Source organism: Aliidiomarina sp., assembly GCF_022565475.1.
Taxonomy (GTDB): domain Bacteria; phylum Pseudomonadota; class Gammaproteobacteria; order Enterobacterales; family Alteromonadaceae; genus Aliidiomarina.
In genome coordinates this window covers 122460-134881 of the sequence record NZ_JAIUMR010000001.1, presented here as the reverse complement: position 1 = coordinate 134881, position 12422 = coordinate 122460, and the positions used below count along the sequence as shown (strand labels likewise).

At 49.1% G+C, this 12422-nt stretch carries 13 protein-coding genes; 9 read left to right on the top strand and 4 right to left on the bottom strand.

Annotated features, from left to right (window positions below; all coding sequences use genetic code 11):
• The first annotated feature begins 2 nt into the window (after positions 1-2).
• On the top strand, positions 3-1166 hold the full coding sequence (locus LAT77_RS00610; protein WP_290562596.1) for a hypothetical protein: 1164 nt from the start codon (positions 3-5) through the stop codon (positions 1164-1166).
• Between the two features lie 83 nt (positions 1167-1249).
• On the opposite strand, the gene LAT77_RS00605 is transcribed toward LAT77_RS00610, so the two are convergent.
• Positions 1250-1810, bottom strand: a complete 561-nt coding sequence (locus tag LAT77_RS00605; protein WP_290562595.1) for an outer membrane beta-barrel protein — start codon at positions 1808-1810, stop codon at positions 1250-1252.
• Positions 1811-2031: 221 nt separating this feature from the next.
• Between LAT77_RS00605 and LAT77_RS00600 the strand changes: the two genes are divergently transcribed.
• Entirely contained in the window at positions 2032-3213 is a 1182-nt protein-coding gene (locus LAT77_RS00600; RefSeq protein ID WP_290562594.1) for an amino acid ABC transporter substrate-binding protein, read from the top strand.
• 32 nt (positions 3214-3245) lie between these two features.
• Here the strand turns inward: LAT77_RS00600 and LAT77_RS00595 are convergent, their stop codons facing one another.
• Entirely contained in the window at positions 3246-4598 is a 1353-nt protein-coding gene (locus LAT77_RS00595; RefSeq protein WP_290562593.1) for an amidohydrolase, read from the bottom strand.
• A gap of 180 nt (positions 4599-4778) precedes the next feature.
• Between LAT77_RS00595 and LAT77_RS00590 the strand changes: the two genes are divergently transcribed.
• The 3 genes from LAT77_RS00590 to LAT77_RS00580 are packed head-to-tail and all read left to right on the top strand — an operon-like array spanning position 4779 to position 6755.
• Entirely contained in the window at positions 4779-5288 is a 510-nt protein-coding gene (locus LAT77_RS00590; RefSeq protein ID WP_290562592.1) for a M48 family metallopeptidase, read from the top strand.
• Positions 5289-5325: 37 nt separating this feature from the next.
• A complete protein-coding gene (locus LAT77_RS00585; RefSeq protein WP_290562591.1) occupies positions 5326-5802 on the top strand; it encodes a hypothetical protein in 477 nt (158 codons plus the stop codon).
• Between the two features lie 32 nt (positions 5803-5834).
• Positions 5835-6755, top strand: a complete 921-nt coding sequence (locus LAT77_RS00580; RefSeq protein ID WP_290562590.1) for a diacylglycerol kinase family protein — start codon at positions 5835-5837, stop codon at positions 6753-6755.
• Here LAT77_RS00580 and LAT77_RS00575 read toward each other — a convergent pair.
• Complete coding sequence (locus LAT77_RS00575) at positions 6722-7825, bottom strand: DUF3080 family protein (RefSeq protein WP_290562589.1); 1104 nt, start codon at positions 7823-7825, stop codon at positions 6722-6724. The two genes, LAT77_RS00580 and LAT77_RS00575, sit on opposite strands and share 34 nt — an antisense overlap.
• Positions 7826-7852: 27 nt before the next feature.
• Here LAT77_RS00575 and LAT77_RS00570 point away from each other — a divergent pair, with 27 nt between their 5' ends.
• A complete protein-coding gene (locus tag LAT77_RS00570; protein ID WP_290562588.1) occupies positions 7853-8485 on the top strand; it encodes a riboflavin synthase subunit alpha in 633 nt (210 codons plus the stop codon).
• Positions 8486-8492: 7 nt separating this feature from the next.
• Here the strand turns inward: LAT77_RS00570 and LAT77_RS00565 are convergent, their stop codons facing one another.
• Positions 8493-8705 carry a CPXCG motif-containing cysteine-rich protein gene (locus LAT77_RS00565; RefSeq protein WP_290562587.1) on the bottom strand — a complete coding sequence of 71 codons (213 nt, stop codon included), beginning with the start codon at positions 8703-8705 and terminating at the stop codon, positions 8493-8495.
• A gap of 138 nt (positions 8706-8843) precedes the next feature.
• Between LAT77_RS00565 and LAT77_RS00560 the strand changes: the two genes are divergently transcribed.
• The 3 genes from LAT77_RS00560 to infC all read left to right on the top strand — a co-directional run bounded on the left by LAT77_RS00560 (position 8844) and on the right by infC (position 12347).
• On the top strand, positions 8844-9734 hold the full coding sequence (locus tag LAT77_RS00560) for a DMT family transporter (protein ID WP_290562586.1): 891 nt from the start codon (positions 8844-8846) through the stop codon (positions 9732-9734).
• A 132-nt stretch (positions 9735-9866) separates the two neighbouring features.
• Entirely contained in the window at positions 9867-11783 is a 1917-nt protein-coding gene (thrS, locus tag LAT77_RS00555) for a threonine--tRNA ligase (protein ID WP_290562585.1), read from the top strand.
• 6 nt (positions 11784-11789) lie between these two features.
• Positions 11790-12347, top strand: a complete 558-nt coding sequence (infC, locus tag LAT77_RS00550) for a translation initiation factor IF-3 (RefSeq protein WP_290562584.1) — start codon at positions 11790-11792, stop codon at positions 12345-12347.
• Positions 12348-12422: the final 75 nt, after the last annotated feature.

Here is a 12422-nt window from a genome sequence, read left to right as displayed (position 1 = left end):
CGATGAGTAATCACAACCTAAAACCTGCAACGTGGCGTCGAGCCAGCGCACCGCTTAGTCTAGCGTTCGTGGTAGGGGCTTTAACATTATCCGGTTGCAGTACGCAGCCAGCGGAACAAACTCGCCGTGTGGATGCGACATCGGATCCGTCGTCCGCATCGATTGCTCGACGTGCATTTGATTTTCGTGACGCGGATATTCGTGTTCCCAACTACTTTAATACACAGGGCTTAGACTTCTGTACCTTTGACGTGCAGAACGAACACCCGAATTGTCCGCTGTATCGTCCTATCGTCCGTATGTACTTTGATTCAGCCATGGTCGAAGGCGAAGGCTTTGGCGTTGATGCGGTTCGTGAGTTCGACACCCGAAACTTATTGAACATGCTCGAGAATCAGTTTGCCGGGATTAATCGTTTTCGCATTGTGACGCGCGATGACCAAGTGGTAAGCGAGGAATTTGAAACCTTCCGTCAACAACAAGGCGAAGAGGCACTGCGTCAACGCCAAAATGAGCAACGCATCTTGGCACCTGATTTTGTCGTTAAGCTTGATACCTTACGGTCGGTTAAAAACCAAGGAAGTATAACGGGTTGGATGGATTATGGACTCGAAATTACTGCATCTGTATTAAACCCATTTACCCGCGAACTTATGGCTTATCCGAATTTAGGTAAGGTGCGGGTTGAGTCTGCAGATGTGCGTGATCGGCGCCGTCTCGAATATGTGACTGCTAACGATCGTTATGTCAGCGGCTTTCGTTATTTCGATAGTGCGCATGTCAACTCGATACTGAATGATATGGCGTCACGCGGTATTGATATCTTACTCACACGGATGTTGGCAGAAATGCCGGCGACCGCGCAAGTTGTAGGTATTCGTGGTGACCAAATTAGTTTGGATCGTGGTCAGAATGCAGGTGTTTTGCCTAATGAAACCATGATTATTTTCGAATATGAAGCAGGATTCGTTACACCACTTGGTGTTGCGGAAGTCACGCCGTCAATGACGACAGCTGCAGGCGAAATTGTACGTTGGAAAAACTCAGCAGATGCACGCCGAGTGCGGGCAGCAGCGAGCAACGGTATTTATCGTCCTGATGCTGAACGACGCGTATTTGCTGTGAGTGTTGGAGCACCATACACCTTCTTGCGTGACCGCACTTAGTGAGTTAGCGATTATGTAAGGTAAAAAATAACCCTGCACATGCAGGGTTATTTTATTTGAGCGAGCTGCACACTGTCTTTGCTTTAGAAATGGAAAGCGACACCGAACGACCAGCGGTCGTCATTGGCAAAAGCATAGCCACCGACCAAGCTGAAATTCGGTGCGACCCAATAGCGACCTTGTAAATGGATGACAAAGTCATCGTCATCACCGACATCGATATACTCGGCCTCGATACCGAGCTCGAGGTTGTGGCTCATTTTATGCCGCGCGCCAACGAAGACGTTGAACCCAGAGTCGGAGTTCGACAGACTGTTGAATTTAGCGCGGGAGCGCACCAGCCCAGCACCGCCATAGGCGACTGTATCAAGCTGTACATAATGCTTGTAACCAAAACCGAGTTTAGTTAGATCAAAGTCAAATTGATTCGCCGACTGGTTCGAATGACTGAGGCGAAAGAAATAGTCCTCGGTGATCGACGTTGAGAGATTAAGCTCGTAGCCGTCAAGATCAACCTGACTTACACGCGTTTCTTGATATTGCGCCGAAATGAAATCAAAAGCGGGCTCATTCGCTACGGCAGGTGTCATTGCTAACACGGCCGCTAACGCGGAACTCGCAAGGAACGTAGATTGGTGTTTCATTGTGGTACTCCTTTTCAATGCAGCGGTTTCACACGAGGTGTGGTTCGACTGCAGGACAACAGTAGTGTAGAACGATGAAGACGGATTTTCGTTATGAAGAATCGTCAATAATTGTCAAATTCGCGTCATCTAAAGGTAAAAATGACTTACATCGGGGGACAATTTCACCTATGGTTATAGCTACAAAAGCAAAAATAAAAACAAAAATAAAAGGAAGGCTCGTGAAAACTTCAATTCATCGATTCAGTGTTGTCTTTGCTGCCGCATCGTTAACAACGTTGGCCGGATGTGATGATGGTATAACGGAACCACTGCGCATCGGCGCAACCATGTCGCAAACAGGTGCGTATGTTACCCAAGGAAGCGCCGCTCGAAATGGGTATCTGCTCTGTGCGGAAGATCTCAATCGAAGTGGCGGGCTGTTAGGACGCCCAGTTGAATTTGTGATTTATGATGACGAGTCGAGTCAAACAAAAGCTCAGGCCTTGTATGAGCAGCTAATTACAGAGGACCGAGTCGATGCAATTATGGGGCCATATGGCTCCACGCTCACCGAGGCCGTTGCCCCGATTACCGAGAAACACCGTTTTGTTCACATAACGCCGTTAGCAGCCACGTCGTCAATTTGGGAACAAGGGCGTCATCATCTATTTATGGTGTTGCCACCAGCAGATGTCTTTTTGGCAGGCTTGATTACCTTAGCCGAAGAGCATGGTTATCAGCGCGTGGCGGTCTTGCATGAAGATGCTCTATTTCCGCATGCAGCAGGTCAAGGTGCAGCACGATTAGCCAACGAAAAGGGGATGGAGGTTGTTTTTAATCAGGCTTACCCCAGTGGTACGTCCGATTTCTCTCACTTTTTACAGGAAATCGCAGCTGCTGAAACAGAAGTGTTGGCCCTTGCGGCGTCGGCACTCGACAATTTCGTGACCATTACTGAGCAATTAAAAGCGCTTGATATCGATGTGAAAATGGTCGGAAATTCGGGTGCAGTCGACGAATTTCAGCAAGCATTAGGTGCTGATGCGGATTATATGTTCGGGTTGTCAGCGTGGGAGGCGTCGGTTCCTTTACCTGGCTCTCATGCGTTTGTTGCCGCTTATCAAGAGCGTTTTCAACGGGCACCGAGTTTTCATGCTGCGGGTGCCTATGGCAGTTGCCAGCTGCTTGCACATGCGATTACGAGCGCCGGCAGCCTCAATAGCGATGCGATCAGGGATGTGCTTTTAAATACTGAAATCACAACCGTGTTTGGTCCGTTTAAAGTCGACAAGCGCGGCTATCAAATCGCTCACCAAGGCGTGTTCATTCAATGGCAAGACGGTGAAAAGCGGGTGGTTTGGCCGCCGCAACAAGCAGTAGCAGAACCGCGAATACCGATGCCGGCTTGGCAGGATAGATAAACGAAAGGCCACGATGACGTGGCCTTTATTGTTTAGCGGGAAAGAAAATCGTGAGGGAAATGCATCACCCAGTTGATAAAGAGCTCTGTGCCAGTGCGCAGTGCATCTTCGTCAGCATAGAAGTAAGGTGAATGATTACTAGGTGCTGTCGCTGGGTCTTGGTCGTGAGGTGTAATACCTAAGAAAACGAACATCCCCGGAACTTCTTGAGCATAGAATGAAAAGTCTTCGGCTCCAGTAACCAGTTCGTTTTCACGGACATTTTGCTCGCCAGCAACGACCTGGGTTAATGGCAGCAAGTGGGCAACCAATTCCGGATCGTTATAAGTCACCGGGTAGCCTTCATGAATATGAATATGTGCTTCAGCACCAGCAGCTTTTGCCGTGTGGGTCGCCGTACGTTCTAGAAGTTGGAAGATGTCAGCGCGAATGCCCATGTCAAAATTGCGGATGGTGCCTTCTAAATAGACTTCATCAGGAATGATATTGTTACGCACACCACCTTCGACAATACCAAAGCTAACCACAGCAGGTGCTTTGGTGACGTCTACTTGTCGGCTAACGATGGTTTGCACGTTATTGATTACCTGTGCTGCGGTGACAATCGGGTCAATTCCTCCCCACGGCCGCGAACCATGCGTTTGCTCGCCCTTAATGGTAATTTCAAAACGATCAGAGGATGCCATTAGCGGACCTTTGCGGTAGCCAATAACGCCAGTATTGCCGGCAGACCAAACATGAATACCGAGCACGACGTCGGGCTTGTGTTCAGCGAAAAGTCCTTCCTTTAACATCAGTTCAGCACCGCCTTCTTCGCCCTCGGGAGCGCCTTCTTCGGCAGGTTGAAAGATAAACATGACGTTGCCTTCGATCTCGTCGCGATGAGCGGCAAGGTGGGTCGCAGCGCCGAGTAACATAGCGACGTGCAAATCATGGCCGCAGGCGTGCATGACGGGCACTTCGCGGCCACGATATTCGCCCATTGCTTGCGAAGCAAAGGGGACGTCGGTAAGTTCTTTCACCGGTAAAGCGTCCATATCCGCGCGCAGCGCAATCGTTGGGCCGGGCTTACCGCCGCGGAGAAAACCAACCACGCCGGTGTGCGCAATTTCGGTTTGCACCTCCATGTCGAGCGAACGAAGATGCTCAGCAACGAGCGCTGCGGTGCGAAACTCGCGGTTACTTAACTCGGGGTGCTGATGAATGTCGCGTCGCCACGCAATCACTTGTTGTTCAAGTTGCTCACTAATGCTATGCAATGAGCGTTGCTCTTTGGCCTGACTTGTTGGGCTAAACCAGAGTGGTACTGTGAGCAGGAGACCCGCGAATAGTGTTGGCCAAGTTTTGGAAGAATTGGTGTGCGGCAAAGTCGGATTGGACTGCATAGCTTAACTCCTTAATGAGGAAATTTTTATTCTGATTTGAGTATGGCAGGCTGCACTCTATTCGACAACTTGTGCTATGGTGGTCGAGAAACCTCGCCTGCTGAAGCAATGTAGAAAATTTCAAGGTATTCAATGTGGTATGAACACGCCGGGGTGCGGTTTAAGCTGACCCGAAAAGTAATGAAAACGATACGAATCCGTATTCGCAGTGATAGTGGCGAAGTCCGTGTGTCGGCACCACCATGGGCAAGCGATCGCGACGTATTGCGGTTTGTCGCCGAAAAAAGCACTTGGATCCGTCATCATGTTGAGCGCATTTCGGGATCGGAGCAAGCTCCAAAATTGGTGAATTGGGACGCACTTGAAGGAAAGCGGCAACAGCTTCAAGACTATGCATCGGCACGCGTGATTAGTTTAGCGACGCAGGTTGGCGTTACGATAACCGATGTACGTGTGAAAAAAATGCATACTCGCTGGGGAAGCTGTAATGTGCGCACTGGCAGGGTTTGGCTGAGTTTGATGTTAGCCGATAAAGCGCCAGAGTTAATTGATTATGTTCTCGTTCACGAGTTAGTGCATTTGCATGAAGCAAGCCATAGTCCACGGTTCTATCGCTTAATGGACCAGTATTTACCAAATTGGCAAAGATTTGATAAAGAGCTGAACCCAAACCGCCGCCGCCGACTATAATAAATAACGCGAATGCACAGAAACCAAGAGGTGTTGTATGCTTAGATTCATGGGATTGATGATCACCACAGTGCTGTTTTTAAGTGCCTGTGCTGGGCAACCGGCTTACCGTGAAGCGCAACGTGGCGGCTTTGGCTATTCCGAACGGCAAATTACCGATGAGCAATATCGAGTCAATTTTAAAGCGCGCGGTGATAACATTGGCATGGCTGTCGATTACGCCATGTTACGAGCGAGCGAGTTGACGCTCGAGCGCGGCTATGATTGGTTTCGTGTAACTAATCGTGAAACGTTTGTTGACCGTGAGCGAGTGAGTACTAGTCATGTTGGCTTTGGCATGGGATATCCTGGTCCATTCACGCGTTATCACATGGGATTAACCTTGGGCGACGGTCGCAGTGAAGTGGAAGTGAATTTAGAGATTCGTCTAGGTCGTGGTCCTTTACCTGATGAAGAGAATGTTTACAAAGCGAGTGAAGTGTTTGAAAACCTACGTCCACGCGATGAAAGCTAAATGAGCTCTAAACTCAAGGAGGAGTCTCAGCATTGACGACGGTTCTTTTTCTTAATCCGTTAGCGAATCGTCGCAAAGACCGTTTTGTGACCTTGCTTGAGCGCCATTTGCAAGCTGTAGGCGAGCGTTGCTGTCGGTTTGAAACGTACCCTCAGGTGGCGCAAACAGTCGCCGCGTTTGAGCGTTTGCAAGCGACCACAGCGATCGAGCGTGTGGTCGTACTCGGCGGTGATGGCACTTTGCATCAAGCGGCTAATGCTATCGTTGGAAGCCAGTTGCCCGTGGGTTATATACCCTGCGGCACAGGAAATGACTTTGCCCGTAGCTGGTTCCAAGCGCAAGTAGGCAGCAAATCCAAATTACACAGCGACCAGTTCTGGCTTGAACAGGCGTTAACAGCGCCCATCCAGACCATTGACCTTGGCCAGGTAGGTTCGCGGTATTTTATTAATGTTGCCGGTGTTGGCTTTGACGCGGAAATTGTGCAGCGTTTGGGTCATAAAAAGTACCTATGGCCGCGACTGAGTTACCTCGCGTGTGCATTGCTGAGTCTAATCAATTACCGCGAACAACCCTTACATTTTCGTGGTACGCAGCAGAAATTGCTGGCATTAGGGCAGCGAAAAACCTTACTTCTCACTGCTGCCAATGGCAATTATTTTGGTGCCGGCATGCACATAGCACCACACGCCGTGTTGAATGATGGTTACTTGGCCTATAGCTTAATTGAGGCGATGCCGCTGTGGCGCAAATTAGTCAGCCTACCGAAGCTCTATCAAGGGCGACATTTAGGTCTTAAGCAAGTGCACAGCGGGCAATTTTCGGCACTGGAAATTACCACACCGAATTTACCCGTCGAAGCTGATGGTGAATGGATTGGCACGACACCAATCCGAATCCGTACCATTCCTGCGGCATTTCAATTACGTCGGCCAGAGACCGGATCGAGCTGACAAGACGCGAGCAGGCTCTGCCAATGTTCCGCATGTATTCGAACTTCCCGTTGCAATTGTGCCGCATAACTCTGCTCGCCGATTAAATGCTCAAAATAATCGAGCCATGCCGACGATTCATAAAAGCTTTGGAGCTGTTGCAAACGCACGGTTAACTGCTGCTGTAAGCTGTTCCAGTGCGCGAACATGGGTTGCAACTCAGCAATCCAGAAATTCAACATCACCGTGTGTAGATATTCTGCTTCAACAGGTGTTCGAGTAGCCGAGCATCGTAGCGCCTGTTCAGCTCCTGCTAATTGTAGATTTAGTGCGCGCATTGCACCCAAAGCATGTTGTTGCGAGCGCCAGTAGCGCGGTAGAAAATCACTTTGGCCAAGTGCTTGCCAACTGGGTTGCCAGTATTCTGCCAAATTCAAATCATCCAATACATCAGTTTGGCTCGGTTCATCGAGGTACTCGTCGATAGCAGCGAGTACATAAAGAATGTTGTCCAGTGCCGCTAAGGTTTCTTGAGCACCGGCCATTTCCTCTGGTCCGAGAACCTTGCGGCCGGGGCGCAAAGCGTCGCGCAAAATGGGTTCCGTGGTCAGCAAACGCTGCGTCCAAAGCGGCAGTGTCTCTTGTTTGTGGGTGATTGCTGTCGCCAGTTCAGCGGCGATAGATTGACTCGCGACGTCAGCATCAGCCAGACATTCTGGCAGGGCGATCAGCATCTCAATTTCATGCCGCAAACGTAAATGAGGGGGTTGCACGCGTCCTAAGGAACTATTGCGATCCGCTATCAATTGACCAGCTCGACAGCGATTTAAACGTTGGCTTGCAACCAAGCTAATGGTGTATTCAGGAATTTCACTGCGACTTTCTTGCACACGCGGCAAACGTTCGAAATTAGGGCGTTGAACGGGAACAGTTTCACTGTCGGTCAAGCGCGCAATTCGCGCTTGATATTCGCTCAGTGCCGACGAGCTGCTGCGACTACAGCCGCCTACGAGGAGAACAGTAAAGCAGAGCAGTAGAGCCGTGCGCAAACTCAACTTTTGCGTTACACTAGCGGCGATTTTTGCGGGCATGGTCGCAGTCCAAGATAAGAGGTCTCTATGTTTACCGGTATTGTTCAAACTAAGGCTCAGGTTAACTCGATTCGAGACCAAGGGCAATTTCGTCAACTTGAAATCGCGGTTGCGCCAGAGCATCTTTTAGCGGTTGAAACCGGCGCTAGTATTGCGATCAATGGTTGCTGCTTAACGGTTACAGGTTTTGACCACCACGCGGCACCAGAGCGTTCGTTGGTTCGGTTTGATGTTATTGATGAAACCCTTCGTTTGACCAATTTGGGTGATCTTCGTGTAGGCAGTACGGTGAACTTCGAGCGCTCTTTAACCCTCGGACGTGAGCTGGGTGGGCATATTGTTTCCGGGCATATTCAAACCACCGCTGTATTGGCTGAGCGTATTGACAGTGAAAACAACTGCCGTATGTATTTAAAGCTGGCGCCGAAGTGGCTTGAGTATATTTTACCTAAAGGTTTTGTGGCGGTGGACGGTGCAAGTTTAACCGTTGGCGAAGTCTCCGACGAGGGGTTTTGGCTGCATTTAATTCCAGAGACCCTGGATTTGACCATTCTTGGCGATGCTACACCGGGACAAAAATTAAATATTGAAGCGGATCAGCAAACGGTGACCATTGTCGAAACGGTAAAACGTGTTTTGCAGCGAACCATTGCCGATTAAATGCCGATTAATAATATTGTTCATCGTCCGCTTTAATGCGGACATGAAACTTGTCGTCGCCGACATCACGGAACAGTTCGACATATAAAATATCGCCGCAAACCGGGCACTCTTCTTCATAGTTTTGCGGATCGTCAGCGGATAAGTCGACGTAAAAATGAATGGTGTGCCCGCAATGTGGGCAATGTGCTGCTGCATCGTGCAATTTTTCTTGGTCCATAACGATGTCCTCGAACAGTCGCAAAAAAGTACCTCTGTCTTCAACTATAGCAACGCCAACCGCTTACTGCTGTGGATTCTGCTTGGGAGTGTGTAACGTGACGTCATTTCGACAAATTTTCTTACCTTTGAGGCATCAATGAGTGCTTATTTAGGGCAGGGTGCAGCCTTACTTGCGGCGTTTTGCTGGGCGTTAGCGACGTTAATGTATGCGCGCAGTAGTCACCATTTGAGTTCAGCGCAGCTGAATTTGGTAAAAGGCCTGATTGCAACCCCTTTGCTTGCCATTGGTCTTCTGATCTTTAGTAATCTCGAGCAGTTGAGTTGGGCGAGCACGCCAATTTGGTTACTGTTATTGAGCGGCGTCATTGGCATCACAATTGGCGATACCTGTTACTTTTCCGCACTTCGTCGACTTGGCGCTGGACATACTATCCTGCTGGAATATCTTGCGCCGCCGTTTGCCGCGCTGATTGCATGGTTGTTTATCAGTGAAACCCTAAGTTGGCGTGAGCTTGTCGCTGCCATCGTGGTAATTAGTGGTGTCCTTTTGGTGTTGACTGAACGACAGCCTGTTGCCGGGGTGCCATTGTCGCGCAGTGGTATACTATTTGGTGTTGCTGCCGCAGTCTGTCAAGCTGTGGGTTTAGTGATGGCTTTTTATGCGTTTCAACACTTCTCGATTAACGCGCTACAAGCTGCCATGTTGCGTCTCGCGGCGGGCACTATCGTGTTAACACTGGCGCTGTTGATGATGCGGCCGCAGATGCTCAAACAAACCGTGAGCGCGGTTCGTCAAACGAATTTACCGACCTTGTTAACAGCGATTTTCCTCGGAACTTTTTTGGCGATTTGGCTACAACAGACGGCGATTGCTTATGTTACGCCGGGGATTGCACAAACACTCTTGTCCACAGCGCCATTGTTTATGCTCGGTATCAACTTTATCCGTGGCCGTCGTATTAGTTTTCGAGCGCTTGCTGGTACCGTCATCGCCATGCTCGGAATCAGTGCCTTGTTCCTGCTGTAAGTCAGACTGTTAGCGTGATTCTTGATTGCGTCGAAGGCTATGCTTCGGTATAGTTGCCCGGTTCATTTTTCGACGTATTTAATTCATACAAGTGGCACTTGGTAGGTGTCACCACTGTAAAAAGGAAAGATCATGCCGGTAATTACTCTCCCTGATGGTAGCAAACGCGAATTCGACCGCCCCGTTTCAGTTCTTGATGTGGCCAATGACATTGGCCCTGGTTTAGCCAAGGCAACGGTAGCTGGTCGCATAAATGGTGAACTCGTTGACGCTTGTGAAGTCATCGAAAATGACGCGACGCTCGCCATAATCACACCGAAAAACCCGGAAGGGGTTGAGATCATCCGTCACTCCTGCGCGCATTTGCTCGGGCATGCTATCAAGCAGTTGTGGCCAAATACGAAAATGGCGATAGGCCCAACTATTGATAACGGGTTTTATTACGATGTCGATATCGACCGGCCATTGTCACAAGATGACCTTGATGCGTTGGAAAAGCGCATGCAGGAATTACAAAAAACCAATTATGACGTCATTAAGAAGCGCGTAAGCTGGGACGAGGCTCGTGAAGTATTCGTGCAGCGCGGTGAAAGCTACAAAGTTGAAATTCTTGATGAAAATATTGCTCGTGATGATCGTCCGGGTTTGTACCACCACGAAGAATATATCGACATGTGTCGCGGCCCACACGTGCCCAATATGCGTTTTTGTCAACATTTTAAAATCATGAAAGTGGCTGGTGCTTATTGGCGCGGCAATTCCGATAATAAAATGTTGCAACGGATTTACGGCACCGCATGGGCGGATAAGAAAGAATTAAAAGCTTATTTGCAGCGTTTAGAAGAAGCAGAAAAGCGTGACCATCGCAAAATTGGTAAAACCCAAGATCTATTCCATTGGCAAGAAGAAGCGCCGGGCATGGTGTTTTGGCATCACAATGGCTGGACTATCTTCCAAGAGTTAGAAAAATTTGTGCGCGAAAAGCTGCATGACTATGACTATCAGGAAGTCAAAGGCCCGTTAATGATGGACCGCGTGCTGTGGGAGAAATCGGGTCACTGGGAGAAATTCTCAGAGCTGATGTTTACCACATCGTCGGAAAATCGTGAATATGCGGTGAAGCCAATGAACTGTCCGGGCCACGTGCAGATTTTTAATCAGGGCTTAAAATCCTATCGTGACTTGCCGTTGCGGATGGCTGAATTCGGCTGCTGCCATCGTAATGAGCCAAGTGGTGCATTGCATGGCTTGATGCGCGTGCGCGGTTTTACCCAAGACGACGCCCATATCTTCTGTACCCAAGAGCAAGTCCAAGACGAAGTCGCTGGCTGTATTCGGATGGTTTATGAAACCTATCAAGCCTTTGGTTTCGACAACATTGTCGTCAAACTTTCAACGCGTCCTGCTAAGCGTTTAGGTGACGATGCAATGTGGGATCGTGCCGAAGCTGCGTTAGCTGACGCATTAAAGAGCCACGACATCGAATTTGAGTACTTGCCGGGTGAGGGAGCCTTCTACGGACCAAAGATCGAATTTACTTTGCATGATTGTCTCGGTCGCGCATGGCAGTGTGGTACAATACAGCTAGACTTTGCGTTACCAGACCGTTTGGGCGCAACTTATGTCGGCGAAGACAACGAACGCCATGTGCCGGTGATGATTCACCGCGCAATTTTAGGTTCGCTGGAACGCTTCATGGGTATTTTAATCGAAGAGTACGCCGGTTATTTCCCGCTTTGGTTAGCGCCAATGCAGGTGGTGGTGATGAATATTACCGATAATCAGGCGGAATATGTCGAAAATTTAGTCTCAGAATTGAAAAAACAGGGTTTTAGAGCAAAAGCTGACTTGAGAAATGAGAAAATAGGCTTTAAAATTCGCGAGCACACGCTCAAGCGCGTGCCGTATTTATTGGTGGTAGGAGATCGCGAGGTAGAAGAAGGACAAGTCGCGGTTCGTACCCGGCGAGGTGAAGACCTCGGCAAGTTTGCCGTGGCCGACTTCATGGCTCGCATACGCGAAGAAGTATCTAGCCGCGTAATTTCTTAGAACTGATTGGAGGAAGACACAATTAAAGGCGGAAAAAAAGGCCAAAAGGTCGACAAAACACGTATTAATGAAGACATCACTGCTGCAGAAGTCCGTTTAATCGACGGCGAAGGAGAGCAGCGGGGTGTTGTAAGCTTAACCGAAGCACTTGAAGTTGCGACAGAAGCTGGGCTCGATCTGGTTGAGATCAGCCCGAATGCTGAGCCGCCTGTGTGTCGCGTAATGGACTATGGTAAGTTCCTTTACGAGAAAAGTAAGCAGCAGAAAGAGCAGAAGAAGAAGCAGAAACAGATTCAGGTCAAGGAAGTTAAATTCCGACCTGGTACAGACGAAGGCGATTACCAGGTAAAACTGCGCAACCTGCGTCGCTTTCTTGAGGGTGGTGACAAAGCGAAAGTCACTATTCGTTTCCGTGGCCGGGAAATGGCACATCAGGAGATTGGTATTGAACTTCTAGAGCGGATTAAAACCGATTTAGACGAAGTATCAACTTGTGAATCGTTCCCTCGTCGGGCCGAAGGGCGTCAGATGATTATGGTTCTGGCCCCAATTAGTAACAAGTAACGTGGGTTTACAAGTAAGTTTTCAACCGGAAAACTTCACCCCGGCTACTTAATGGCAATCTCAATGCGGAGTTTT